The sequence below is a fragment of the Micromonospora sp. NPDC048871 genome (genome assembly GCF_043198155.1).
GTDB lineage: Bacteria > Actinomycetota > Actinomycetes > Mycobacteriales > Micromonosporaceae > Micromonospora.
This window is the reverse complement of record NZ_JBICUM010000001.1, coordinates 389,501-414,371: the sequence shown is the minus strand read 5'-3', so window position 1 is coordinate 414,371 and position 24,871 is coordinate 389,501. Positions and strand designations below refer to the sequence as shown.

General features: G+C 71.9%; 25 protein-coding genes and 3 tRNA genes. 19 read left to right on the top strand and 9 right to left on the bottom strand.

Going from position 1 to position 24,871, the window contains the following annotated elements; genetic code table 11:
• The first annotated feature begins 14 nt into the window (after nt 1-14).
• The 4 genes from ACGFIK_RS01995 (at nt 15) to ACGFIK_RS01980 (ending at nt 2,989) form a co-directional block, all read left to right on the top strand.
• Complete coding sequence (locus tag ACGFIK_RS01995; RefSeq protein ID WP_357532263.1) at nt 15-860, top strand: trypsin-like peptidase domain-containing protein; 846 nt, start codon at nt 15-17, stop codon at nt 858-860.
• 110 nt (nt 861-970) lie between these two features.
• The gene (locus ACGFIK_RS01990; protein ID WP_327022310.1) at nt 971-1,267 is read left to right on the top strand and encodes a hypothetical protein; all 297 of its coding nucleotides are present in this window, start codon (nt 971-973) and stop codon (nt 1,265-1,267) included.
• Between the two features lie 9 nt (nt 1,268-1,276).
• Nucleotides 1,277-1,702, top strand: a complete 426-nt coding sequence (gene arfB / locus ACGFIK_RS01985) for an alternative ribosome rescue aminoacyl-tRNA hydrolase ArfB (protein WP_327022309.1) — start codon at nt 1,277-1,279, stop codon at nt 1,700-1,702.
• A 117-nt stretch (nt 1,703-1,819) separates the two neighbouring features.
• Entirely contained in the window at nt 1,820-2,989 is a 1,170-nt protein-coding gene (locus ACGFIK_RS01980; protein ID WP_327022308.1) for a cellulose binding domain-containing protein, read from the top strand.
• A gap of 51 nt (nt 2,990-3,040) precedes the next feature.
• Here ACGFIK_RS01980 and ACGFIK_RS01975 read toward each other — a convergent pair whose 3' ends face one another.
• The gene (locus ACGFIK_RS01975; RefSeq protein WP_327027235.1) at nt 3,041-3,901 is read right to left on the bottom strand and encodes a 3-methyladenine DNA glycosylase; all 861 of its coding nucleotides are present in this window, start codon (nt 3,899-3,901) and stop codon (nt 3,041-3,043) included.
• Between the two features lie 73 nt (nt 3,902-3,974).
• Nucleotides 3,975-5,312, bottom strand: a complete 1,338-nt coding sequence (locus tag ACGFIK_RS01970) for a hypothetical protein (RefSeq protein WP_327022307.1) — start codon at nt 5,310-5,312, stop codon at nt 3,975-3,977.
• A 134-nt stretch (nt 5,313-5,446) separates the two neighbouring features.
• Here ACGFIK_RS01970 and ACGFIK_RS01965 point away from each other — a divergent pair, with 134 nt between their 5' ends.
• From ACGFIK_RS01965 to ACGFIK_RS01950, 4 genes are all read left to right on the top strand, one after another.
• Nucleotides 5,447-6,250: a fumarylacetoacetate hydrolase family protein gene (locus ACGFIK_RS01965; protein ID WP_327022306.1), complete on the top strand. Its 804-nt coding sequence runs from the start codon at nt 5,447-5,449 to the stop codon at nt 6,248-6,250.
• Between the two features lie 95 nt (nt 6,251-6,345).
• A tRNA-Gln gene (locus tag ACGFIK_RS01960) sits at nt 6,346-6,417 on the top strand.
• Between the two features lie 135 nt (nt 6,418-6,552).
• Nucleotides 6,553-6,625, top strand: a tRNA-Glu gene (locus tag ACGFIK_RS01955).
• A gap of 340 nt (nt 6,626-6,965) precedes the next feature.
• Nucleotides 6,966-7,041, top strand: a tRNA-Glu gene (locus tag ACGFIK_RS01950).
• Nucleotides 7,042-7,237: 196 nt separating this feature from the next.
• Here the strand turns inward: ACGFIK_RS01950 and ACGFIK_RS01945 are convergent.
• Nucleotides 7,238-7,924, bottom strand: coding sequence for an IclR family transcriptional regulator (locus tag ACGFIK_RS01945; protein ID WP_327022305.1), 687 nt, complete (start codon nt 7,922-7,924; stop codon nt 7,238-7,240).
• 49 nt (nt 7,925-7,973) lie between these two features.
• Here ACGFIK_RS01945 and leuC point away from each other — a divergent pair, with 49 nt between their 5' ends.
• The 4 genes from leuC (at nt 7,974) to ACGFIK_RS01925 (ending at nt 12,916) form a co-directional block, all read left to right on the top strand.
• A complete protein-coding gene (gene leuC / locus ACGFIK_RS01940) occupies nt 7,974-9,419 on the top strand; it encodes a 3-isopropylmalate dehydratase large subunit (protein ID WP_327022304.1) in 1,446 nt (481 codons plus the stop codon).
• Nucleotides 9,420-9,433: 14 nt separating this feature from the next.
• Nucleotides 9,434-10,021, top strand: a complete 588-nt coding sequence (gene leuD, locus ACGFIK_RS01935) for a 3-isopropylmalate dehydratase small subunit (protein WP_327022303.1) — start codon at nt 9,434-9,436, stop codon at nt 10,019-10,021.
• Nucleotides 10,022-10,193: 172 nt separating this feature from the next.
• Nucleotides 10,194-10,856: an HU family DNA-binding protein gene (locus ACGFIK_RS01930; protein ID WP_327022302.1), complete on the top strand. Its 663-nt coding sequence runs from the start codon at nt 10,194-10,196 to the stop codon at nt 10,854-10,856.
• Nucleotides 10,857-10,981: 125 nt separating this feature from the next.
• Entirely contained in the window at nt 10,982-12,916 is a 1,935-nt protein-coding gene (locus tag ACGFIK_RS01925) for an endonuclease/exonuclease/phosphatase family protein (RefSeq protein WP_327022301.1), read from the top strand.
• 23 nt (nt 12,917-12,939) lie between these two features.
• Here the strand turns inward: ACGFIK_RS01925 and ACGFIK_RS01920 are convergent, their stop codons facing one another.
• Genes ACGFIK_RS01920 through cofC form a run of 4 tightly spaced genes read right to left on the bottom strand, consistent with a single transcriptional unit; the run spans nt 12,940 to nt 17,036 of the window.
• A complete protein-coding gene (locus ACGFIK_RS01920) occupies nt 12,940-13,872 on the bottom strand; it encodes an NUDIX hydrolase (RefSeq protein ID WP_327022300.1) in 933 nt (310 codons plus the stop codon).
• A gap of 4 nt (nt 13,873-13,876) precedes the next feature.
• Nucleotides 13,877-16,096 (bottom strand): RNA degradosome polyphosphate kinase, encoded by a 2,220-nt coding sequence (locus tag ACGFIK_RS01915; RefSeq protein ID WP_327022299.1) that lies wholly within the window; start codon nt 16,094-16,096, stop codon nt 13,877-13,879.
• A 53-nt stretch (nt 16,097-16,149) separates the two neighbouring features.
• A complete protein-coding gene (locus tag ACGFIK_RS01910; protein WP_327022298.1) occupies nt 16,150-16,347 on the bottom strand; it encodes a cold-shock protein in 198 nt (65 codons plus the stop codon).
• A 59-nt stretch (nt 16,348-16,406) separates the two neighbouring features.
• A complete protein-coding gene (gene cofC / locus ACGFIK_RS01905; RefSeq protein WP_327022297.1) occupies nt 16,407-17,036 on the bottom strand; it encodes a 2-phospho-L-lactate guanylyltransferase in 630 nt (209 codons plus the stop codon).
• A 122-nt stretch (nt 17,037-17,158) separates the two neighbouring features.
• Here cofC and ACGFIK_RS01900 point away from each other — a divergent pair, with 122 nt between their 5' ends.
• The 5 genes from ACGFIK_RS01900 to ACGFIK_RS01880 are packed head-to-tail and all read left to right on the top strand — an operon-like array spanning nt 17,159 to nt 21,941.
• Entirely contained in the window at nt 17,159-17,893 is a 735-nt protein-coding gene (locus tag ACGFIK_RS01900) for a lysophospholipid acyltransferase family protein (RefSeq protein WP_327022296.1), read from the top strand.
• Entirely contained in the window at nt 17,890-18,888 is a 999-nt protein-coding gene (locus ACGFIK_RS01895; protein WP_327022295.1) for an NAD(P)H-dependent glycerol-3-phosphate dehydrogenase, read from the top strand. Before ACGFIK_RS01900 ends, ACGFIK_RS01895 begins: the two co-directional genes overlap by 4 nt.
• Before the next feature lie 4 nt (nt 18,889-18,892).
• Nucleotides 18,893-20,041, top strand: a complete 1,149-nt coding sequence (locus ACGFIK_RS01890; protein WP_327022294.1) for a cystathionine gamma-lyase — start codon at nt 18,893-18,895, stop codon at nt 20,039-20,041.
• Nucleotides 20,038-20,856 (top strand): putative protein N(5)-glutamine methyltransferase, encoded by an 819-nt coding sequence (locus tag ACGFIK_RS01885; RefSeq protein ID WP_327022293.1) that lies wholly within the window; start codon nt 20,038-20,040, stop codon nt 20,854-20,856. The genes ACGFIK_RS01890 and ACGFIK_RS01885 overlap by 4 nt, the downstream gene beginning before the upstream one ends.
• A gap of 38 nt (nt 20,857-20,894) precedes the next feature.
• On the top strand, nt 20,895-21,941 hold the full coding sequence (locus ACGFIK_RS01880) for an ROK family protein (protein WP_327022292.1): 1,047 nt from the start codon (nt 20,895-20,897) through the stop codon (nt 21,939-21,941).
• Between the two features lie 100 nt (nt 21,942-22,041).
• On the opposite strand, the gene ACGFIK_RS01875 is transcribed toward ACGFIK_RS01880, so the two are convergent.
• Both ACGFIK_RS01875 and ACGFIK_RS01870 read right to left on the bottom strand, forming a co-directional pair.
• Entirely contained in the window at nt 22,042-22,242 is a 201-nt protein-coding gene (locus ACGFIK_RS01875; protein ID WP_327022291.1) for a DUF397 domain-containing protein, read from the bottom strand.
• A complete protein-coding gene (locus tag ACGFIK_RS01870) occupies nt 22,242-23,090 on the bottom strand; it encodes a helix-turn-helix transcriptional regulator (protein ID WP_327022290.1) in 849 nt (282 codons plus the stop codon). Before ACGFIK_RS01870 ends, ACGFIK_RS01875 begins: the two co-directional genes overlap by 1 nt.
• A gap of 225 nt (nt 23,091-23,315) precedes the next feature.
• Between ACGFIK_RS01870 and ACGFIK_RS01865 the strand changes: the two genes are divergently transcribed.
• The gene (locus ACGFIK_RS01865) at nt 23,316-23,648 is read left to right on the top strand and encodes a hypothetical protein (RefSeq protein WP_393337201.1); all 333 of its coding nucleotides are present in this window, start codon (nt 23,316-23,318) and stop codon (nt 23,646-23,648) included.
• A 110-nt stretch (nt 23,649-23,758) separates the two neighbouring features.
• A complete protein-coding gene (locus ACGFIK_RS01860; protein ID WP_327022288.1) occupies nt 23,759-24,865 on the top strand; it encodes a D-alanine--D-alanine ligase family protein in 1,107 nt (368 codons plus the stop codon).
• Nucleotides 24,866-24,871: the final 6 nt, after the last annotated feature.

The following is a 24,871-nucleotide window of genomic DNA, read 5'->3' as shown; positions in this document are numbered from 1 at the left end:
TGAGGAGCGTACGAATGGCAGTGCAGACCGGACTGGGTGAGCCCCGTGGGCCCTGGTTCGTCTCGCCGGAGCTCGACCCGCACGGTCGGGACGGGACGGGGCAGGCTGCCCGGATGCGCGACGAGGCGGGGTGGGGTTGGCGTCGTCGACTGCTGGGCGGGCTGGCGGTGCTGGCCCTGTCGACCGGCTCGGGGGCGGTGGCCGGTGGCTGGGTGGCCAGTCGGGGGATTCCCGAACCGGCGGCGGCCTCGGCCGCGCCGGTGCCCGCCGAGCTGGTGACCGCCGCCGAGAAGACCGTGCCCGGGGTGGTCTCCGTGCTGGTGGGTGGGGCCACCGGGTCCGGCTTCGCGGTCGACTCCGAGCAGCACATCATCACCAACGACCACATCCTGGCCAAGGGCCGGGGTGGCCCGGTGACGGTGGAGTTGCCCGACGGCCGCCGGTTCGGCGCCCAGGTGGTCGGCCGGGAACCCGGCAGCGATCTGGCGGTGTTGAAGGTGCCGGGGTCCGCCGGGCTGGCCTCGCTGCCACTGGCCAAGCCGGGCTCGACCCGGGTGGGGGAACCGGTGCTGGCGGTCGGGTCCCCGCTGGGGCTGTCCGGCACGGTCACCGCCGGCATCGTCAGCGCCCTGGACCGGCAGGTGCGCCTCGGGGACAACCGGCACCGGGCGGTGCAGACCGACGCCTCGATCAACCCGGGCAACTCCGGCGGACCGTTGGTCAACGCCCGGGGGGAGGTGGTCGGGGTGAACACCGCGATCGCCACCATCGACGGTAACGGCTCGATCGGCATCGGCTTCGCCATCCCCATCGAGCAGGTGCAGCAGACCGCGGACACGATCATCGGCAAGGGCGGCTGATATCACCGAGAGCGACTGTCCGATTACGGAAGCATGGGGGGATCTGTCGGATTCTGGCGATCAAAGATCGGAGAATGGAAATATCACGCTGAGTATGCATACTCACGGTTGTGGAGCGTCCTCTCATCGCGGTCCTCCTGCTGGTGGGCCTCATCATCGGAACCGGCGTGGGGTCCTCGTACGCCCGCGCTCGACGGGGCTGGACCGACTACCAGACCGCCAAGAAGACCGTGCCGGGTGCCCGTCGTGGCGCCTGGCTCCTGATCAAGGTGGCCACCACGAAGATCGGGGTGATCCTCCTGCTGCTGATCGGGGCGGTCGCCTATGCCGCGACCGGGGGAGACGACGACTCGGAGCCGGCCTCGCCGAACCCGAGCAGTTCTCCCGAAGCGTCCCCGGGGCGCTAGCCTCAGGGCGTGGACGGCGGACTGCGGGTTACCGATCGGTGGGTCGTGCCCGCTGCCGAGCTGCGGGAGCGGTTCTCCCGTTCCTCCGGGCCGGGCGGGCAGGGGGTCAACACCACGGACTCCCGGGTGGAGCTGAGCTTCGACCTGGCCGCCTCACCCAGCCTGCCGGAGTCGCTGCGGGTGCGGGCGCTGGACCGACTCGCCGGACGGCTGGTCGACGGGGTGCTGACCATCGCCGCCAGCGAACACCGGGCCCAGTTGGCCAACCGGGAGGCGGCCCGGGAGCGGTTGGCCGCCCTGCTGCGCGAGGCGGTCGCCCCGCCACCGGCGCCGCGTCGGCCCACCAAGCCCTCCCGCGGGGCCAAGGAGCGGCGGCTGGCCGACAAGAAGCGCCGTTCCCAGCGCAAGCGCGACCGTCGGGTGGACGGCGACTAGCCGGGTCGACTCCAGGAGAGCCCGGACATTGATGATTTTCATCTTTGTTGGTTGAATGCGCGCGGGAGCATTCGGGCCGTCACACGAACTTCGACACGTGACAGGAGTCCCTCCACCATGCTCCGTAGGCCTCTGCGCAACGCTGCCGCCGGGTTCGCGGCCGTCCTCCTGGCGATCACCGCCTGGTCCGCGCCATCGACCCCACCAGCCGACCCCCTCCAGTCCGCCTCCCCGGTCGCCGCCTCGGCGCCCCTCGCCTCGGCGCCCCTCGCCTCGGCGGCGCTTGCCGATCCGGTACGCATCATGCCGCTCGGCGACTCGATCACCGGTTCACCGGGCTGTTGGCGGGCACTGCTCTGGAACCGCCTCCAGTCCGCCGGGCACTCCGCCATCGACTTCGTCGGCACCCTCGGCCCGCAGGGCTGCGGCCAGCCCTACGACGGGGACAACGAGGGCCACGGCGGCTACCTGGCCACCAATGTGGCCAACCAGAACCTGCTCCCGGGCTGGCTGTCGGCCACCCGGCCGGACATCGTGCTGATGCACTTCGGCACCAACGACGTGTGGAGCAACATCGCCCCGACCACCATCCTGGCCGCCTACAGCAGGCTGGTGGACCAGATGCGGGCCAGCAACCCCGCCATGCGCATCCTGGTAGCGAAGATCATTCCGATGGCCCCGAGCAGTTGCCCGGAGTGCGGGCAGCGGACCGTGGCCCTGAACAACGCCATCGACGGTTGGGCGGCGGGCAAGACCACCAGCCAGTCGCCGATCGTCGTGGTGGACCAGTGGACCGGCTTCAACACCGCCACGGACACCTACGACGGGGTGCACCCCAACGCCGCCGGCGACCAGAAGATGTCCGACCGCTGGTACCCCGCCCTGGTGTCCGCCCTGACCGGCATCCCGACCCCCACCCCGACGCCCACTCCCACTCCCACTCCCACTCCCACGGTCACCGCGACCCCGACCCCGCCGCCGCCGGGAGGTTGCGTGGCCGGCTACCGGCTGGCCGGTAGCTGGCAGGGCGGGTTCCAGGCGGAGGTGACCGTACGCAACGACGGTGCGACCGCACTCGCCGGCTGGGTGGTACGACTCGACTTCGCCGACGGGCAGCGGGTCACCCAGGCCTGGAGCGCCGAGGTGACCCAGACCGGCTCGGTGGTCACCGCCCGAAACGCCGGCTGGAACGGCACCCTGGCGCCCGGCGCCCAGACCACCTTCGGGTTCCTGGCCTCCGCCGGCGGCACCAACACCGCGCCGACGGCACACTGTTCCCGCTCGTGACCACGGCTGCGGGGCCACCGGTCGGTGGTCCCGCAGCCCTCTGCCCGCTGGTCAGGCCGGCGCCGGTTGCTCCACTGTGGCCAGCAGGGTGGTGCAGACCTCGATCAACCGGGCCCGGAGCAGCCCGGAACGCTGGGCGAACTCCCGTTGCCGGGTCACGTACTCGGCCTTGCCCTCCGGGGTCTCGATGGCCACCGCCGGCTGCCCGTAGGAGGAGAGGTCGTACGGGGAGGCCTGCATGTCCAGCAGCCGGATGTCCCGGGCCAACTCGAAGCAGTCCAGGGCCAGTTCGCCGGGGACGGCCGGGCCCAGCTTGGTGGCCCACTTGTGGCAGTCCATCGCGGCGTGCAGGCAGCCCGGCTGGTCCAGGTCCACCTGGCTGGCCCGGGTGGGACGCAGCCGGTTGAGGTCGACGGCCTCCGGGGTGAAGAACCGGTACGCGTCGAAGTGCGAGCACCTGATCTGGTGCGCCTCGACCACCGCGTCGGTGCCCTCCTGCCCCAGCCGCAGGGGCAGGGGGTGCCGATGCTCGCGCTGGCGGTAGACCATCGCCCACTCGTGCAACCCGAAACAGCCCGTGAAGGCCGGGCGGGTGGCGATCGAGGAGAGCAGCCGCCAGATGAAAAGTACCGATTCGGCCCGGTCGGCGAGGAACGCCGCCGCGTCGAAGCCGACCCGGCCCTCGGAGTCGGTCGCGTACCACCGCCACTGCCCGTTCGGTGCCGGGCCCTGCGGCCCGGGTTCCAGCCGGACCCCCACCCCGGGATGCCAACGGCGCAGCATCGAGGGCCGGGTGCCGTAGTACTCGTAGAGGAAGTCGTCGATCGCGTGACGTTGCCGGGCCGCCCGGCGCCGGCGATGTGCGGCCGTCAGGGCGTCGGCCCGCTCCTCGTGGGCCCGGGCGCGCGGCATCCACACGGCAGCCGGCAGGCTGTCGAAGCTGGGGTGGGCGGCGGTCACCGTCCAAGGGTACGACCGCCGCTGATCAGGGCACGTCCACCCGTACCCCGGAGGAGAAGACCCCGCTGCGAAGCTCCAACTGCTGCGGTGCCTCCCCGCCGTTGACGGTGAAGACCAGCGGCAGCACCATGCGGCTGCCCGCGGCCATCGGCTCGGCGAAGACGTCCCGGCCCTGGTTGACCCGGCGGGTGGCCTGCTCGTCGGTGGTCACCCAGTTGCCGTTCGCCAGGTACGCCCGTTGCAGCTTGCCGTGCCAGCTGTGGTGCTCCCGGGTCAGGTTCCGGACCCCGACGGTGGCCTGGCACTGCCGGGCGCCCTGCCCCGGATCGCAGTTCATCCGGTAGACGGTGAACTCGAAGGCGTCCTCCCGCAGGGGTATCCCCAGGCCACCGGTGACCCCGGTGCCCTTCCAGGCCCCGTTGGTCGGCTGGCTGTCGGTGTCGATCGCGGCCACCCGGCGGGTGGCGGTCCACGCCGCTATGCCCAGGGTGGCCGCCAGCACGGTCGCGGCCACCGGGACGATCACCCACACCGGCGGGGTACGCCGACGGGTGGGCGGCCGAGGTGCGGCCGGTCGGGGATAGATCCGCCCGGGCCCCTCCGAGGCCAGCGCCGCCGCGGCCGGGGGCCGGCGCCGCCGCCAGGTGGCGAAGCCCAGGCCGGCGAGGACCAGCAGCACGGCCACCCCGGCCAGCAGGGCGGGTGCCTGGTCACGCCACCCCGGGGACTCCTGGGCGCGCGCCTCGGTGGCACCCGGGGCCGTCCAGGTGGCGGTCGCGCAGTCGTACGGCCGGCGGCCGTCCACCGCGAAAGCGCAGGCCGGAGCGGTCACCGGCTGCTGCGCCGCCGTACCGCTCAGGGTGGTGTCCAGCTTGGTGGTGCTGCGCGGGGACAACCTCAGCCGCCAGGTCACCTCCGTGGCCGTGGACCCCCCGGGACGTACCTCCCGACCGCCGTCGCTGATCGCGGTCGCCGAGACCCCCTGGGGCAGTTCCTGGCGCACGGTGGTCTCCACCGGGGTGTTGCCGGCGTTGCGGACCTCGATGCGGTAGCTCGGCTGGGTGGTGCTGGCCGGAGCGACCTGCACGCTGACCTTCGGCGCCGGAGCGGGCGAGGCCAGCCGGGTCGGAGTGGGCACGGCCGGTGGTGCCGAGGGCATCGTCGGCTCCGCCGTGGCCACCGCCGCCGGACGCCCGGCCGCTGCGACCGCCGGACGTTCGGCCGCCGAGACTGCCGGCGGACGTTCGGCCGCCGCGGGCTCTGCCGCGGTGAACGCCGGTAGCGCCGGCACCGCGGCGGTGAGAAACCCCACGCAGTGCACGATCGCCGCCAGGGCCTTGTGGTGTCGTGTCGATGCAGGCATACGAACGAACCTCCGCAGCCGACGCTAGGTCGACGGCGTCGTCGGCCGGGTACGAAGCGGCGAATCCGGCACCGAGGGTGATCGTCAGGGGTAAGCTGCCGCACCCGGTCCACGGGCGGGGCTAGATTGTCCTGGTGCGTATCGCTCGTTTCGCTCATGCCAAGGGAATGTCGTTCGGAGTCGTCGAGGGGGAGCCGGGGACGGGCCCGCAGGGGCTGACCATCGCCGAGATCTCGGGACATCCGTTCGGCCAGATAACTTTCAGCGGCGCCCGTTGGGCGCTGTCCGACGTCCGCCTGCTCTCGCCGATCCTGCCCAGCAAGGTGGTCTGCGTCGGCCGTAACTACGCCGAGCACGCCGCCGAGCACGGCAGCGAGGTGCCCAGCGAGCCGCTGCTGTTCCTCAAGCCCTCCACCTCCGTCATCGGCCCTCGGGACGCCATCCGGCTGCCCGAGTTCAGCAAGCAGGTGGAGCACGAGGCCGAGCTGGCCGTGGTGATCGGTGCCCCGGGGGCGCGCCGCGCCGACCGGGCCGCGGCGCAGCGGGCCATCTTCGGCTACACCTGCGCCAACGATGTCACCGCCCGGGACCTGCAACGCTCCGACAACCAGTGGACCCGGGCCAAGGGGTTCGACTCCTTCTGCCCGATCGGCCCCTGGATCACCACCGGCCTGGACATCAGTGACCTGGAGATCCGGTGCGAGGTGGGACGGGACCCGGAGGAGATGGAGGTCCGCCAACTGGGCCGGACCCGGGACATGGTCTTCGACGTGCCCGCCCTGGTGTCGTACATCTCGCATGTGATGACCCTGTTGCCGGGCGACGTCGTGCTGACCGGCACCCCGGCGGGGGTTAGCCCGCTCGTGGACGGGGATACGGTCACCGTCCGGATCGAGGGGATCGGCGACCTGACCAACCCGGTGGTATCCGCCACCTGAGCCTGTTTCCGCAGGTCAGAGGTGGGTTGGGGAAGTCGATTTGGCCTGCCGGTGCCGGGAGGGTAAGGTTTGATCCCGGCGCCGCAAGGGGCTGATGGGGTATGGGGTAATTGGCAGCCCAACTGATTCTGGTTCAGTTAGTCTAGGTTCGAGTCCTGGTACCCCAGCGCATCCGAGGTTCGCGAGAACCGAGGTCGCTGGATTCTGGTGGGTTCAGCATCAAGGTTCCGCCACGGAACATTGATCGCTAGGTCTGGTAGAGTTCGGCGACACCACCGAAAGGTGGTGTCGCATTGTGTTCTGGCCCCGTCGTCTAGCGGCCCAGGACGCCGCCCTCTCAAGGCGGTAGCGCCGGTTCGAATCCGGTCGGGGCTACAGATAGGTTCACGGCTCGTCCCTCCAGGGGCGGGCCGTTCGCCGTTTTCCTGCTCAGTGTCCCCTTCACCCCGCCCGGCCAGTGCCCGCTGCGGCGCACAGCGCCTCTCCGGTTCAGCCGGACCGACGCCCGCCGGCCCGGCGCAGCAACCCCTGCCAGCCCGGCGCGCAGTTGCTCTGACCCGCCCCCGCGTTCGAGCATTCGACCAGCTAGGAGGCGCCGCCAGGGTTCGGCGCGCCGACGGTGCACCAAGCCCACCCACCCCGCTGATACGGCGCTGGAGATCGCCGCTAGACTACTGCCGCACCGCTGGAAACGGCGGTGAACCAGGGAAGTTCTGGCCCCGTCGTCTAGCGGCCCAGGACGCCGCCCTCTCAAGGCGGTAGCGCCGGTTCGAATCCGGTCGGGGCTACCAACCGAAAGCCCGCCTCCTCGAGGCGGGCTTTCCCCTTCCCCCACCCCACCCCTGCTCCGTCCCAGCCCCACCCCAGCCCCGTCCCAACCCCGTTGATCATGAGGTTGGCGGCATCTGTCGATCTTCAAGCTGCCGCCAACCTCATGATCAACGGGGGCAGCGCGGGGGCAGTGCGGGGGTGGGGGGTGGGGGTGGGTTAGAGGCCGGAGAGGCGTTGGCCGGCTCTCACTACGGCCATGGCGTGGCGTTCGCCGGGGCGGCGGCCGAGGCGTTCGATGGGGCCGGAGATGCTGATGGCGGCGATCACCCGGCCGGTACGGTCGCGGATCGGGGCTGAGACACTGGCCACACCGGCCTCGCGTTCCGCGACGCTCTGCGCCCAGCCTCGGCGGCGTACCTCGGCCAGGGTGCGGCCGGTGAACTTGGCCCGCGGCAGCAGTGGCATGACCGCCTCGGGTGGCTCCCAGGCGAGCAGGATCTGGGCCGCCGACCCGGCGGTCATCGGCAGCACCGAGCCGACCGGGACGGTGTCCCGCAGGCCGCTGGCCCGTTCGGCGGCGGCCACGCAGATCCGTTCGTCCGCTCTGCGTAGATAGAGCTGGGCGCTTTCGCCGGTGGCGTCCCGCAACGCGGCCAGCAGTGGCTCGGCCGCGGTCAGCAGGACGTCCGGCGCGGCATTGGCCAGCTCGCCCAGGCGAGGGCCGGGGCGCCAGCGGCCCTGGGTGTCCCGGACGAGCATCCGGTGGATCTCCAGGGCTTGGGCCAGCCGGTGCGCGGTGGCTCGGGGCAGCTTGGTGCGTTCAACGAGTTCGGCCAGGCTGGCGCCGTCGACACAGGCGGCCAGGATGACCACCGCCTTGTCGAGAACGCCGACACCGCTCATACTGTGTCCCACAAGCCGAAATTTACCTCCCAGAATTTAGGATGTCCAGATGGTGGGAGCCACTACTCAGCCGAGAACCTTGGCCGAGAAGGTCTGGGACGCGCATGTCGTCCGGTCTGTCGAGGGAGAGCCCGATCTGCTCTTCATCGACTTGCACCTGCTGCACGAGGTGACCAGCCCGCAGGCGTTCGACGGGCTGCGGCTCGCCGGTCGGCGGGTGCGTCGTACCGACCTCACCCTCGCGACCGAGGACCACAACACCCCGACCGGGTACGCCGATCCGTCGTTCCAGCAGCGCCGTGGTGACCTGCTCACCATCGCTGACCCCACCTCGCGTACCCAGATCGAGACCCTGCGCCGCAACTGCGCGGAGTTCGGCGTGAAGCTGCACCCCCTGGGCGACGAGAACCAGGGCATCGTGCATGTCATCGGTCCGCAGCTCGGGCTCACCCAGCCCGGCATGACCATCGTCTGTGGCGACTCGCACACCGCCACCCACGGCGCCTTCGGGGCCCTGGCCTTCGGCATCGGCACCAGTGAGGTCGAGCACGTGCTGGCCACCCAGACGCTGCCGCAGGCCCGTCCGAAGACCATGGCGGTCACCGTCAACGGTCAGCTCGGCCCCGGTGTCACCGCCAAGGATCTGGTCCTCGCGCTGATCGCCAAGGTCGGCACCGGTGGCGGTCGCGGGCACATCGTCGAGTACCGCGGTGAGGCCATCCGGGCGCTGTCCATGGAAGGCCGGATGACCATCGCCAACATGTCGATCGAGTGGGGTGCCAAGGCCGGCATGATCGCGCCGGACGAGACCACCTTCGCGTACCTGAAGGGGCGGCCGAACGCCCCCACCGGCGCCGACTGGGACGCGGCGCTGGCCTACTGGCGGACCCTGCCCACCGACGAGGGGGCGACCTTCGACGCCGAGGTGATCCTGGACGCATCGGAGATCACGCCGTTCGTGACCTGGGGCACCAACCCGGGGCAGGGCGTTCCGCTGGGCGCGGCCGTGCCGGACCCGGAGGACTTCACCACGGACGCGGAACGGGCCGCCGCCCGTCGCGCCCTGGAGTACATGGACCTGCGACCGGGCACCCCGCTGCGTGACCTGGCGGTCGACGTGGTCTTCGTCGGCTCCTGCACCAACGGCCGGCTGGAGGACCTGCGTGCCGCCGCGGACGTGCTGCGCGGTCACCGGGTCGCCGAGGGCGTACGCATGTTGGTGGTGCCCGGCTCCGCCTCCGTACGGGAGGCCGCCGAGGCCGAGGGGCTGGACAAGGTCTTCACCGACGCGGGTGCCGAGTGGCGCTTCGCCGGGTGCTCGATGTGCCTGGGCATGAACCCGGACACCCTCTCGCCGGGGCAGCGCTCCGCCTCGACCTCCAACCGGAACTTCGAGGGCCGCCAGGGCCGGGGCGGGCGTACTCACCTGGTGAGTCCGCCGGTCGCCGCCGCGACCGCAGTGGTCGGCCGACTGGCCGCTCCCGCCGATCTGTAGAAGGGCTGCGACAGATGGACAAGTTCACCGTGCACACCGGCACCGCCGTGCCGCTGCGTCGGTCCGACGTGGACACCGACCAGATCATCCCGGCCGTCTACCTGAAGCGGGTGACCCGTACCGGTTTCGCCGACGGGTTGTTCAGCGCGTGGCGGGAGGACCCGGGATTCGTACTCAACGATCAGTCTTATGCCGGGGCGTCGATTCTCGTCGCCGGTCCGGAGTTCGGCACCGGGTCCTCCCGCGAGCACGCCGTCTGGGCGCTGCGCGACTACGGGTTCCGAGCCGTGATCGCACCCGGCTTCGGTGACATCTTCCGGGGCAACGCGCTCAAGGAAGGGTTGCTTCCGGTAGAGCTGGAATTGAAAGCGGTCGAGGAAATCTGGGGTCTGGTCGAGGCCGACCCCGACACCTCGATCACCGTGGACCTGACCACCCGCCAGGTCCGGGCCGGCACCTTCACGTGGTCGTTCCCGCTCGACGACTTCAGCCGCTGGCGGCTGATGGAGGGCTTGGACGACATTGGACTCACCCTTCGGCACGAGGAGCAGATCAGCACCTTCGAGACCACTCGGCCGTCCTTCCTGCCCCGGGTCGCATAGCCGTTCGCCGGGTCTGTTCGCCGATTCCGCCCCCACCGGTGCCGCCGGTGGGGGCGAATCCGTTACGACACAAGGGCTTTTTTCCACCGAATGTTTGTGTCCCGGCAGCACAGGGCATACCGTGCGCGCAGAATGGCTCGCGTCGAGTCAGTTGCACAATCAGGAGGAAGTCGTGAACAAGGCCGAGCTCATCGAGGCGCTCGCCGTTCGCCTGGGGGACCGGAAGACGGCGACGGCCGCGCTCGACGCGGTCCTCGCTGAGGTCCAGGCGGCGGTCACCAAGGGCGAAAAGGTGGCGATCACCGGATTCGGAGCGTTCGAGAAGCGTGTTCGTGGCGCTCGAACAGCGCGCAACCCGCGCACAGGCGAGGCGGTGAAGGTCAAGAAGACCTCCGTCCCGACCTTCCGCCCAGGCGCCGGGTTCAAGGAGATGGTGGCCAGCGGCAAGGTGCCGAAGGCCACGGCGGCGGCGAAGAAGGCAGCCGCAACCACCGCCAAGACCACCGGCGCGAAGGCTACCGGTGCCAAGGCGACCACCGCGAAGAAGACGACCGCGACCAAGACCACCACCACGGCGGCCAAGACCACGGCGGCCAAGAAGACCACCGCGACGAAGACCGCGGCGGCCACCAAGAAGGCCGCACCGGCGAAGAAGGCCACCGCGACCAAGACCACGGCGGCCGCGAAGACCACCACGAAGAAGGCCGCACCGGCGAAGAAGGCCACCGCGACCAAGGCCACCGCGACCAAGACCACCACGGCGGCCAAGGCCACGGCGGCCAAGAAGGCCCCGGCGAAGAAGGCGCCGGCCAAGAAGACCACGACCCGGCGCTGACCGGCCGTACGAGCAAGGGCGCCCGCCTCGGTGGTGGGCGCCCTTTGCCGTGCGCGGACCGCACCGCACTGCCCCGTTGACCGACGCGCCGCCTGGCACCAGAATCGCCGCACACCCTCGGCGAAATGAGGACCGTGTTGCGTCGTCGCCACCTCGGTACCGCCACCCTGGCGTTGGGTCTGCTCGTCTTCACCGACGTGCTGCGGGTCTTCCTGCCGTCGGTCATCACCATCTTCGGGCAGGCCGCCTCGACCCCGGCCGAACTGCTCGGTGCCTTCGCGCTCGGCTGGTTCGTGCTCGCCCTGGCCGCACCGGCCCTCGTAGCCCGGGTCGGTGCCCGTCCCGTCGGCCTGGTGGCGGTGGCCGTACTCAGCGCCGCCCGGCTGGCGTTGACCGCGACGCCCGGGGGTCGTACCCAACTCTGGTTGGCCACCGCAGGCCTGCTGGCCGGGCTGGTGTGGCTGGCCGCCATCGCCGGCCCGGTCAGCCGACCGCTGCCCGGGCTGGTCCTCGGACTGACCGCCGGGGCGCTCGGCCAGGCCTTGACCGGTACCCACGACCCGGTGTGGTGGGGACGCTGGGAGGCCTGGCTGCTGAGCCTTTTCCTGGTGGGGTCCTTGCTGGTGGTCGCCTTCGCCGCGAAACCCGAATCCGGTCGGCCTGAGGACGACACCGAGGCGCTACCGCCGGGCCGGAGTTGGCTGCTCGTCGGGCCCGGGTTGCTGTTGGGTGGCATGGTCGCGTTGTCACCGGCGGTCGCGAGCACCGCGATGTCCTTCTGGCTCGGTGCGGCCGGCACCGCCGGCACCCCTCTGTTCGCCCTGGCACCCCTGGCCGCCGCGGTGGCGCTGTTCGTGCTCTGCGCGTTGACCCCGCCGCCGAGCCGTCCCCTGTTCCCGGTGCTGCTGCTGGCCGGGGCGCTGCTGTTCGGGTACGGGCCACCGGGGTTCCTCGGTGTCGCGATGCTGCTCACCGCAGCGGGGCTGGGCGGCTGCCTGGCCCTGGCCGCCGCCGACCGGGGGCGGTCGACCGCTGCCCGTCGTGGGTACGCGGCGACCGGCGGCATGCTGGTCTTCGCCCTGGCGGCGGTGCTCTACTACGCCGCCTACGACATCGGCTACCCCAACGGCTGGCTGCCCGCCCTGGTGGCGGCGATGGTAGGGATCGTCGCGCTGGGCGGACGGCGGCGACCTGCGACAGCGGCCCCCGCTGCCCCGCCGCCGGTACCCCTCGCCACCGGACGATCGGGGTGGCTGGTCGCCCCGATGGCAGCCCTGTTGGCCGCCGTGCTCGCCCTCGTCGCCGCGGCCGTGCAGGGGCCGTGGCTGGTGGCCACCAACCGGGGCGGGCCACCCGAGCAGATCCGGCTGGTGGCGTACAACATCCGGATGGGCTTCGGCCTGGACGGGCGGCTCGACCTGGCCGCTCTGGACCGGGCGGTCGGGCGGGCCGACGTGGTGCTGCTCAGCGAGGTCGACCGGGGCTGGCTGCTCAACGGCGGTCACGACACCCTGCACCTGTTGGCGAACCGGCTGGATATGCCGTACGTCTTCGCGCCCGCCGCCGGGGCCCTGTGGGGCGATGCGGTGCTGAGCCGGTGGCCGGTCCAGCGGGCCCGGACCCGTACGCTGCCTGCGGTCGGCGCACCCACCGGTGCCCAGGCCCTGGGGGTGACGGTCGACTTCAGCGACGGCGTACGGCTGGCGGTGGTGAGCACCCACCTGCAACCCCCACCGGGTACGGATCCGGTGGTGCAGGCCCGGGTGGTCGCCGAATTCGCCACCGGGTACGCCGAGGGTGGGCCGCTCGTCGTCGCCGGTGACTTCAACACCGAGCCGGGTGATCCGGCCTTCACGGCCCTCACCGACGCCGGGCTGGTCGACGCCCTGGCGGCCGTACGCCCGCTGCCCACCAGCCCGGCCGACGACCCGCGTACCCAGATCGACCACATCTTCGTCTCCCCGGACCTGTCGGCCACCGACCCGACCGCCACCCCGAGCACCGCCAGCGACCACCTGCCGGTAGCCGTCACCCTCAAACTGCCACCGGCCCGGCCGTAACGGCCCAGCCGTGCGGGAGGGATTCAGAGGCGGTCGGCCGCTAGCAGGCGGTCGCCGGTGAAGGTGAGCAGCCAGCCGCCGCCCTTGCCGGTGGCGTAGTCGCCGGGCTGGCCGGCGAGCCGTTCCAGCGCGCCGGGGATGACCTTGCCCTGGCTGCACGCCGCTACGGACTCGCTGTTCGCCGCTGATGCGGTCAGTGCTGCCGCTACGGCCAGGGCGCACTCGTCGGCCTGCTGGCCGGCGCGGGGCTCGTCCAGGTCACCGCTGATCTCGATCGGCAGGTCGAGCTGCGCGGCGGCCGGGTCCAGGGTCTGCACGCATCGGCGGGGCGAGGCGGAGAGCAGTCGGGTGGGACGGACCAGCGCGATCAGCGGCGCCAAGGCGTGCGCCTGCGACCAGCCACGGGGGTCCAGGGGGCGGCCGGTGTCCGGGCCGGACCAGTCCAGTCGCCGACCGGCGTGGCCGTGGCGGACCAGCAGCATGGTCGCGGTCACGCGGGGCAGCGCGGCGAAGGCGGCCAGCACCTGGTTGTCGTGCGGGTAGCTGACCAGCCGCATCGCATCGTCCACCCCCAGCCAGCGCACCTCGTCGACCTCGGTGCCGGGTTGGAAACCGCCCGTGCCGACCGCCCGCATCGACCAGTAGTCGACCGTCTTGTCCAGGCCCTCGCTGCGGTACCGCACGCTGGGCAGGCGCACCTGGGGTACCGCCTGGGCGTCGGCCTCCTCGGCGACCTCCCGGACTGCGGCCAGCAGTGCATGCTCGCCCGGCTCCAGCTTGCCCTTCGGCAACGTCCAGTCCCCGTACCGGGGGCGGTGCACCAGGCACACCTGGACCCCGCCGTCCGGTGCCGGTCGCCACACCACCCCGCCGGCCGCTCGGATCTCGGCCACGCCGGCATCGGGTTGCAGGGTACGCCGACGGCCGGGAAGCGCCGGATCCTCCTCCTCGACCATCTGCTCAGCCTATTGCCCGGGCGGCTCGTCCGGCGGTGCCCCCGACCCGATGCAGCAACAGATCCTGTAGATGGTCCAGGGGCGCCGCGGGAGTGCCGCTGCGCCGGATCCAGCTGCCGTCGGCGGTCAACTCGAACGCCTCGACCTCCGGGCTCATCGCGGCCTGGAGCACGTGGTCCAGTTCGGCGCGGGCCACCGGGTCGCTGACCTGGACCAGTGCCTCGACCCGTCGATCCAGGTTGCGGTGCATCAGGTCGGCCGAGCCGATCCAGAACTCGGCGTCACCGTCGTTGCCGAAACGGAAGATCCGGGAGTGTTCCAGGAACCGGCCGAGGATGGAGCGGACCCGGATGTTGTCCGACAGCCCCGGCACCCCGGGACGCAGGGTGCACATCCCCCGGATGATCAGGTCGACGTGTACCCCCGCCTGGGAGGCCCGGTACAGGGCGTCCGTGATGGCCTCGTCGACGAGGGCGTTCACCTTGAACTGCACCAGGGCGGGCCGGCCGAGCCGGACCTGGGCGATCTCCCGTTCGATCCGCTCGATCAGACCCCTGCGTACCCCCTGGGGTGCCACCAGCAGCCGCCGGTACGCGGTCTGCCGGCTGTAGCCGGTGAGCACGTTGAACAGGTCGGTCAGGTCGGCGCCGATGTCCGGGTCGGCGGTCAGCATGCCGAAGTCCTCGTAGAGGCGGGCGGTCTTGGGGTGGTAGTTGCCGGTGCCGATGTGGCAGTAGCGCCGGATCTGGTCGCCCTCCTGGCGTACCACCAGGGCCGTCTTGCAGTGGGTCTTGAGGCCGACCAGCCCGTAGACCACGTGGCATCCGGCCCGTTCCAGGGTGCGGGCCCAGCCGATGTTGGCCACCTCGTCGAAGCGGGCCTTCAACTCGACCAGCACCACCACCTGCTTGCCGGCCGCGGCGGCCTCCACCAGGGCGTCCACGATGGGGGAGTCCCCGCTGGTGCGGTACAGGGTCTGCTTGATGGCCAGCACGTTCGGGTCGGCGGCGGCCTGCTCGATGAAGCGTTGCACGCTGGTCGCGAAGGAGTGGTACGGGTGGTGCACCAGCACGTCCCCGTCGCGCAGGGTCGCGAAGACGCTGCGGGGCACCTCGCCCTCGGCCAGCCGGGGATGGGTGGCCGGTACGAAGGGAGGGTCCTTCAGGTCGGGGCGGTCCGCCTCGCCGTAGAGCTGCCACAGGGCGGACAGGTCGAGCAGCCCGCGGACCCGCAGCACGTCCTGGCGGTCCATGTCCAGTTCCCGGACCAGCAACTCCAGCATGTGGTCGGAGATCGAGTCGGCGACCTCCAGCCGGACCGGGGGACCGAACCGGCGCCGGGCCAGTTCCCGTTCCAGGGCCTGCAGCAGGTCCTCGTCGCGGTCCTCGTCGACCTCCACCTCGGCGTTGCGGGTCACCCGGAACAGATGGCACTCCACGACCTGCATGCCGGAGAAGAGTTGACCCAGGTGGACGGCGATGAGGTCCTCCACCGGCAGCACCCGTACCCCGGGCTGGTCCCGGTCGACCCGGACGAACCGGGGCACGTTGTTGGGCACCTTGACCCGGGCGAACAGCTCAGGTCCGCCGTCCGGGTCGCGCACCGACACGGCCAGGTTGAGCGACCGACCGGAGATGTACGGGAAGGGGTGGGCCGGGTCGACCGCCAAGGGGGTGAGCACCGGAAAGATCTGCTGGCGGAAGTAGGAGTGCAGCCGGTCCCGCTCACGGTTGCCGAGGTCGGACCAGCCCAGCACCCGGATGTCCTCCGCCGCCAGCGCCGGCAGCACGTCGTCGATGAGACAGGCGGCGTGCCGGGCCACCAGGGTGGCCGCCTTGGCGGCGACCAGTTCCAGTTGGGTACGCAGGGGCAGCCCGTCTCCGCCGCGTACCGGCAGCCCGGCGGTGAGGCGCCGTTTCAGCCCGGCGACCCGCACCATGTAGAACTCGTCCAGGTTGCTGGCGAAGATGGCGAGGAACTTGGCCCGCTCCAGCAGGGGGGTGCGCCGGTCCTCGGCCAGGGCCAGGACCCGGGCGTTGAAGTCGAGCCAGGACAGCTCCCGGTTGAGGAACCGGTCCTCCGGCAGGGGGCGGTCGGGCCGCGTCTCGGGGGGTTCCGGCAGGGCCGGCCCGGGGCCGGGGTCCAGCACCTCCGCCAACCCGGAGGAAGCTGCCGCAGGGTCGGGTCGGTCGGGATTGTCCGGGCCTTCGCGAGGGGTGCTCACCTGCCCATAATCACCCGGTCACGGTTAACCCGAACTGAACTTGAGCTGGGAGGTCAGGACATCGTCGGGATGGTCACCCGGACGACGACACCCTCGCTGTCGGTTTCCACCCTGACCCGCTGACCCAGGCGCAGCAGCCGCAGCCCGGAGGCGTCGAACGCGGGAGCCGGGAAGGGCAACTCCGTGCCGTCGTCGAGCAGCAGCAGGCCGCTGCGGGTCGCCGCGTCGAAGGTAGCCACCGTGCCCTGCATGCCCAGCACCGTACACGCAGCCGCCGCCCAGCCGGGGGCAAGCCCGCCGCCAGCGCCGCTCAGCCGGTCAGGCAGTCGGCGGTCAGGGCAGCGGTGCGGGGACCGAGCCCGAGCCGGGCCGCAGCGGCCAGGTCGGCGGCGGTGTCCACATCCCGGCGCAGGCTGGGCCAGGCGGCGGTGAGCGGCCGGGCCCCGCTGCGCGCGTGCGCGGCGGCCGAGCCGGGCCCGAAGCGGGGATCCAGGGGTACCCCGGGCGGGGCGGCCAGCAGCACCGTGCCGGTCCCGGGGCAGTCGCTGACGAAGGACCGGAGGTGCGGCGGGCCTGTCCGGGCGGCGTCCAGAGCGGCGGCCAGTTCGGCCGGACGCAGGGCGGGCAGATCGGCGGTGAGGGCCACCACCCACCCGTCGACCCCGGCCGCGCCGTGCCGGAAGGCGGCGTTCAGGCCGGGGGTCGGGGGGTCGGGCAGCACCCGGGCGTCGATCATCCGGGCCAGCAGGCTCACCTGGGGGTCGTCGGTGACCACCCGGATCTCGGCCACCCCGGGACAGGCGCGCACCACGTCCAGGGTGTCGGCGATCAGGGCCAGGGTCAGCTTCTCGTGAGGTACGCCGGGCACCCCGCCGCGCAGCCGGGTCTTCGCGGCGGTCAGACGCTTGACCGGTACCACCACGGTCCATGGCTGACTCACACTGTCATCCTGCCAGCCTTGCATCGGTACCCTCACTGGCCGTACCAGGGTCGAGCAGGCATGATTTCGGCTGCGGGCGTCACCGGTTCCTCCGGTGGGCGGGGCTGGTACGAGGAGGCACGGTGGGTCAGCGCAGGCTGGGGTTCTGGCAACGGGTGGCCGTGGTGCTGGTCAAGCCGGTGATGACGGTCTGGACCCGGCGTACCTGGCGGGGGATGGAGCACCTCGGCACCGAGGGTCCGATGATCATCGTGGCGAACCACATGTCGCATGCCGATCCGTTGGTCGCCTCCCACTTCATCTACGACTCCGGACGGTGGCCGCAGTTCCTGGGCAAGGCGAGCGTGTTCAAGGTCCCGGTGATCGGCTGGATTCTGCACCGGTGCAAGCAGATCCCGGTCGAGCGGGGGACGGTCGACGCGGCCAAGTCGCTGGACGCCCTGATCAAGGCGCTCGGCGAGGGTGACGCCGTGATCATCTACCCGGAGGGCACCATCACCCGGGAACCGGACCTGTGGCCGATGAAGGGCAAGACCGGGGCCGCTCGGCTGGCGTTGGCCACGGGTGCCCCGGTGGTGCCGGTGGTGATGTGGGGCCCGGAGCGGATCTTCGACCCGCGCCGGGGCCGGCTCAGCCTGCGGCCCCGGATCCCGGTGACCGTGGTGGCCGGGCCGCCGATCGACCTGAGCCGGTGGGCCGGTGCCGCTCCCAGCCGGTCGGTGCTGGAGGAGATGACTGACGTGATCATGCTGCGGCTGCGGGACATGCTGGCCGAGATCCGAGGTGGCACCCCACCGCCGCTGTGGCAGCGCAACGGTCGGGCCAACGTCGAGCAGCGTCCGGAGGCGACGGCGTGAGTGGGCACGTGGCGGTGCTGGGCGCCGGGTCCTGGGGTACGGCGTTCGCGAAGATCCTGGCCGACGCCGGCCGGGAGGTGACCATCTGGGCCCGCCGACAGCCGATCGCGGACCTGATCCGTACGGAGCGACGCAACCCGGAGTACCTGCCGGGGGTGCTGCTGCCGGAGCGGGTCACCGGCACCGGCGACCCCGTAGAGGCGATCAAGGGCGCCGAGATGGTGGTGCTGGCGGTGCCCTCGCAGACCCTGCGGGGCAACCTGGCCGAGTGGGTCCCGCACCTGCACCCCGACGCCACCCTGGTGTCCCTGATGAAGGGCATCGAACTCGGCACCACCAAGCGGATGAGCGAGGTGATCGTCGAGACCGCCCAGGTGGCGGCGGACCGGGTGGTCGTCGTCTCCGGCCCCAACCTGGCCCCGGAGATCGCCGCCGAGCAGCCGGCCGCCACGGTGGTCGCCTGCACGGACTCCGACCGGGCCACCCTGGTGCAGCGCTCCATCACCACGCCCTACTTCCGGCCGTACACCAACGACGACGTGATCGGCTGTGAGCTGGGCGGGGCGGTGAAGAACGTGATCGCCCTGGCGTACGGCATCGCCACCGCGATGGGCTTCGGTCACAACACCCGGGCCATGCTGGTCACCCGAGGGCTGGCCGAGACCGCCCGGCTGGGGGTGGCCCTCGGCGCGGACCCCCTGACCTTCGCCGGGCTGGCCGGCATGGGTGACCTGGTGGCCTCCTGCTCCTCGCCGTCGGCCCGTAACCGCACCTTCGGCGAGCACCTGGGGCGGGGCGCCACCCTGGAGGAGGCGCGGGTGGCCACCCGGCAGACCGCCGAGGGGGTCAAGAGCGCCCTGGCCATCCGCGACCTGGCCCGGGCCCACGGGGTGGAGATGCCGATCACCGAGCAGGTCGAGCTGGTCTGCCACGAGGGGGTCGACCCGCGGGTCGCGGTACGCGCTCTGATGAGCCGTACCACCAAGCCGGAGTGAGCGGATGAGTGAGGGCGGGTTCGCGCAGCGGCCTGCGGCCGACGGCGACGGCGACGGCACCCGGTGTGTGCGGGCCGGGCTGCCCGCCCCGGAACCGGGCCGACCCTTCCTGCCGGGGCCGGTCTTCGCCGCGCCGTACCATCTGGACCCCCGGCACGGGCCGGAGGCGGCGGCCGACGGGTACGGACGCCCGGACAACCCCACCCGGCGGCTGCTGGAGGCGGCGATCGGCGAGCTGGAGGGCGGCGAGTGTCGGGTCTTCGCCAGCGGCCAGGCGGCCATCACCGGGCTGCTGCTGGGGCTGCTGCGCGCCGGTGACACCGTGGTGCTGCCGGCCGACGGGTACTTCCCGGTCCGGGCCTTCGCCACGGACACCCTGGCCGGCAACGGCGTACGGGTGCTGCTGGCACCGACCGCCGGGCCCTACCCCTCCTTCGAGGGGGTACGCCTGGTGCTGGTGGAGACCCCGGCCAACCCGGGACTGGACGTGGTGGACCTGCCGGCGCTGGCCGAGCGGGTGCACGCTGCCGGTGCCCTGCTGGCGGTCGACAACACCACCGCCACCCCGCTGGGACAGCGTCCCCTGGATCTCGGTGCCGACCTGGTGGTCGCCTCCGGCACCAAGGCCCTGACCGGGCACTCCGATCTGCTGCTGGGTTACCTGGCCACCCGGTCGGCGGAGCTGGTGCAGCGGTTCACCACCTGGCGTACGGCCACCGGGGCGGTGCCCGGGGCCTTCGACGCCTGGCTGGCGCACCGGTCCCTGGCCACCCTGGACCTGCGCCTGGCCCGGCAGAGCGCCAACGCCGAGGCCCTGGCCGGGCTGCTGGCGGCCCGTGCCGAGGTGACCGGGCTGCGGTGGCCGGGCCTGCCGGCGGATCCGGCCTATCCGGTGGCCTCGCGTCAGCTGCGGCGGATGCCCGGGGTGCTCTCCTTCGATCTGGGTACCGCCGAGCGGGTGGCCCGCTTCCTGGAGGCGGCCCGGCTGGTCGGTGCGGCCACCTCCTTCGGTGGCCTGCACACCACGGCCGACCGACGGGCCCAGTGGGGTGACGACACCTCACCCGGTTTCGTCCGGCTCTCCTGCGGGGTGGAGGACACCGCCGATCTGATCGCCGACGTGTCGGCCGCCCTGGACGCCGCCGCTAGATGATCGACGTCTCCTCGGCGGTACGGGACGCCACGGTCGACCGGCTCCGCCGGGCCGGCTGCGTCTGGGCCGAGGACGAGGCACGGCTGCTGCTCGAGGCGGCCGACAGCCGGCAGAACCTGGCCGCACTGGTCGACCGACGGGTGGCCGGGGAACCGCTGGAGTACCTGCTGGGCTGGGCCGAGTTCTGCGGCGAGCGGATCGTGGTCGTACCCGGGGTGTTCGTGCCCCGGGCGCGTACCGCCCTGCTGGTCTCGGCGGCCGTGGCGGTGACCGGGCCGGGGGCCAGGGTGGTCGAGCTCTGCTGCGGCTCCGGCGCCCTGACCCGGGCCCTGGCGCGGCGGCTGCGCGCCCCCAGGCTGCTGGCGGCGGCCGACGTGGACCCCGCCGCGGTGGCCTGTGCCCGCCGCAACCTGGCCGAGTTGGCCGTGCCGGTCCGCACCGGTGACCTGTTCGAGGCCCTGCCGGGGGCCTGGCGGGGCAGCCTGGACCTGGTGGTGGCGAACGCGCCGTACGTGCCCAGCGCGGCCCTGGAGCTGCTGCCGGCCGAGTCGCGCCGGTACGAGGCCCCGGTGGCCCTGGACGGTGGGCCGGACGGGTTGGCGGTGCTGCGCCGACTGGCCGAGGAGGCGGCGCGCTGGCTGGCCCCGGGTGGGAACCTGGTGGTGGAGGTCGGCGAGTCCCAGGTCGACCCGCTGGCGGCCGTACTGCGGGCGGCCGGACTGATCCCGACGACCGTCCGGAACGAGTCGCTGGGGGCCACCGCGATGACGGCCCGCCGGCCGGTCGACATGGCGGGTAGCGGGTTGGAGAACTAGCCTCACGTCAGAGCGGATCGGTGGGAGGCGGTTGGCGGGTGGCTGGCACAACGGTGGTCGTGGGCATCGACAACGGCGGTACGAACAACAACGCCACAGTGCTCACGGCCGATGGGCGGTTCCTGGTCGATCACCTGGTGGAGACCCCCAGCGAGGTACGCGCCGGACCGGAGGCCGCCGTCGAGGCGATGGCCGGTTCCTTCGCGGAGGTCCTGGCCCTGACCGGGGTGTCCCGCGACCAGGTGCAGGCCGTCGGGCTGGACACCCCCGGTCCGGCCAGCGCCACCGGAGTGATCTCCGCTAAGGGGTCCACGAACTTCTCCCAACCGGCCTGGCGGGGCCACGACATCCGCAGGGCCCTGGAACGCCGGCTAGGGCTGCCGGTGGTCTACCACAACGACGGCAACGCCGCCGCCCTCTACGCCCACCACGTCCACTTCGGCGCCGAGGCCATGCAGCGGTCATCCGTGTCGGCGATCGTGGGCACCGGGCTGGGCGGTGGTCTGGTCGAGCACGGTCGGGTGGTCGCCGGGGCGGCGGGAATGGCCGGTGAGCTGGGGCATGTGCACATTCCGCTGACCCAGGTGCTGGCCGCCGACCAGCCCGTGCCGACCTGCGCCTGTGGCTTCGCCGGTGACGTGGAGTCGGTCGCCTCGCTGACCGCGATCGAGCGCAACCTGCTGCCGTACTGGCTCACCCGGTTTCCGGACCATCCGCTGGCCGCTGAGCCGCCGGCCCGGGCGGCGAAGCTGGTGCGCGGCTACGGCGAGCGGGGCGACGAGCTGGCCCGGGAGATCTTCGCCCAGCAGGCGAGGGCCCTGGGGGCCCTGTTCACCATCGCGGCCAACTTCACCGACCCCCATGCGTACTTCGTCGGGGGTGGGGTGGTGGAGACCGGCCCGGAGTTCCGGGACTGGTTCCTGGCGACCGTACGCGGGCACACCGCGTTGCGGGACGAGCAGGCCGCCCTGGCCACCTTCGCGCTGGTGCCGGACCGCGACATGGCCGGGGCCCGAGGCGCCGCCCTGGCCGCCCTGGCGACCGTACGCGCCCTGCCGGCCCCGCCGCCGCTGGTCGGCGGCTGACGACTGTCCACGGACGCGGGGCTGACCGGGCCGGCGGTGCCCTTGACCGGCCCGGTCAGCGGTTCCGGGTGACTGTCGGATCAGGGAAGGGCCGATCGCGTCAACGCACCGGTGGTGCCCCGGCGAAGGCGGTCCAGGCGGCCGGGGCGAAGAACAGCAGCGGGCCCTGCGGGTCCTTGGAGTCGCGTACGGCCACCGCGCCCGGTGCCATCCCCACCTCCACACAGGCCCCCTCGTCACCGCTGTGGCTGCTCTTGCGCCATCCGGCCACCGCCGGGGTGGCGTTGGTCGTCGGTGTCATCAGCTACGTCCCTTCAGGATCGTGATCAGTTCGTCGCGGCTGGCCGCCGGGCTCAGCGCGACCGTCCGCAGGTGTTCCATGATCCTGGTGCAGGTGCGCAGTTCTGCGGGCCGGTCGAGGATCATCTGACCGGCCACCGTCTCCACCGAGGCGATGATCGGATCCTCCGGATCGGCGAATTCGAGGATGTGCAGCGAGCCCCGGGTGCCCCGGTGGTAGCCGGCCGCCAACGGGATCAGCTGGACGGTGATGTTCGGCAACTCGCTCATCTTGAGTAGGTGGCGCAGTTGCCCCTGCATGGTGGCCGTGTCGCCGACCGGGCGCAGCAGCGCGGCCTCGTCGATGATCGCGTCGAAGATCGGGGGTTCGTCACCGGTGAGGCGCTGCTGCCGGTCCAGCCGTAGGTGGACCCGCTCCTCCACATCACTGTCGCTGAGGGTGTGCGGGCCGCCCCGCATCACCCCACGGATGTAGTCGGCGGTCTGCAACAGGCCGGGCACCACGGAGGGCTCGAAGTTGGCGATGCCGGTGGCCTCCGCCTCCAGGGCGATGAAGTCGATGGTGCGCCGGTCCAGCAGGTACGAGTAGGACACCCACCAACCGGGCTTGCGGGCGTCCTTGGCCAGCGCGACGGCGGCCGCCACCTCGTCCGCCCCCACCCCGTAGAGGGTGAGCAGCGCGCGTACGGTGGCCGGACTGACCAGGGTCTGCGCGTTCTCGTAGCGGGACAGGGTGCTGCGGGTGCTGTTGATCTCGTCTGCCGCGACTTCGAGGGTCAGGCCGGCGGCCTCACGGTGCTGGCGCAGGGCGATGCCCAGCCGACGGGCACGGGCGGTCTTCGGAGCCATGAATCGATGATCGCACATATTTGAGACCGTGTACATGAGAAAACGCGTGTGGGAGTTGCATTCACAACCGTGATGGTGTCAGGCTGTCGTCAAGTCCTCACCATCGGTTGTCGTGGCGACGGTGATGGTGAGTGACCGGAGGGGATGGGGCGCGCGGCGGTCGGGTTATTCCCCCTACCCGGCCGCCGCGTGCCCTGCCATGAGCCCGTACCGGAAAGGGGGGCGATGTGCGCAGCGACCCTCGGGCAGTCTCGCGGCGGTCACGACGGACCCGGGTGGCGGCCGATGGCCCGCTTCCTGGTGGTGCTGACCGATGTCCGGCCGAATGTCGCCGGTGGACGCGACGAACGAACCGCCCCCGAGCGTCGCCGTCAGGTGGTCGGGGCGAGTAACCGGGAGGCCGCCGAACGGATCGCCGGCGCCTTCATGGCCCTGGGCATGGTGCGGGCCGGTCGGCAGCGGGTCAAGGTGCTCGCGATCGGCCGACGGCGTGCTCCGGGGCGGGGGAGCCGCCCGGTCGACCGGCTGACTGATTACTCACCGTATGGTGATGATTGACCGGATGTGCCCGCCTCGGCTTCTCGCAGGGTATCGGCAACCGGCTACGGCCACGCACAGTAAGGTCATCCGGGGAAGCGCCAGCAGTGCGTCCCGGAAAGGTGACCGCAGTGACCACCCCAGGCAAGACCCGCGTGGCGATCGTCTTCGGCGGCCGCAGCCCGGAACACGGCATCTCCTGCGTCAGCGCCGGCAGCGTGCTCGCCGCTCTGGACCCGGACGAGTTCGAGGTGGTGCCGGTCGGCATCACCCGAGCGGGCCAGTGGGTGCTCACCGACGGGGATCCCACCCGATTGTCGATCAGCGCGCGTAGCCTGCCGGAGATCACCGCCGAGTCCGGCCACGACATCGTGCTGCGGACCGACCCGACCGGCGGCGGCCTGGTGGTGCTGGACCCCACCGAAGGGCCCCGGGCACTGGCCGATGTGGACGTGGTCTTCCCGGTGCTGCACGGCGCCTACGGCGAGGACGGCACCATCCAGGGCATGTTGGAGATGGCCGGCATCCCGTACGTGGGGGCCAAGGTGTTCGCCTCCGCCGCCGCGATGGACAAGGAGTTCACCAAGAAGCTCTGCGCCGCCGAGGGCATCCCGGTCGGCGCGTACGCGGTGCTGCGCAGCGGCATGACCCTCAGCGAGCAGGACAAGCAGCGGCTGGGGCTGCCGGTCTTCGTCAAGCCCTCCCGGGCCGGATCGTCCTTCGGGGTCAGCAAGGTCACCGACTGGGCGGACCTGGACGCCGCGGTGGCCGCCGCCCGGAAGATCGACAGCAAGGTACTGGTCGAGGCGGCCATCGTCGGCCGGGAGATCGAGTGCGGAGTGCTGGAGGGCGAGGCCGGCGGCATGCCCGAGGCCTCCGTACTGGCCGAGGTGCGAGTGGTCGGCGACTACGACTTCTACGACTTCGAGGCCAAGTACATCGACGCGGAGTCGGCCTGCGAGTACGACGTCCCCGCCGACCTGCCCGACCGGGTGGCCCGGCAGGTACGCGACTACGCCGTGCGGGCCTTCACCGCGCTGGACTGCGCCGGACTGGCCCGGGCCGACTTCTTCGTCACCCCGGAACTGGACGTCTACCTCAACGAGATCAACACCATGCCGGGGTTCACCCCGACCTCGATGTTCCCCCGGATGTGGGCGGCCTCCGGCCTGGAGTACCCGAAGCTGGTGGACCGGCTGATCCGTACCGCCCTGCTGCACGGCCCCGGGCAGTACTGACCGATC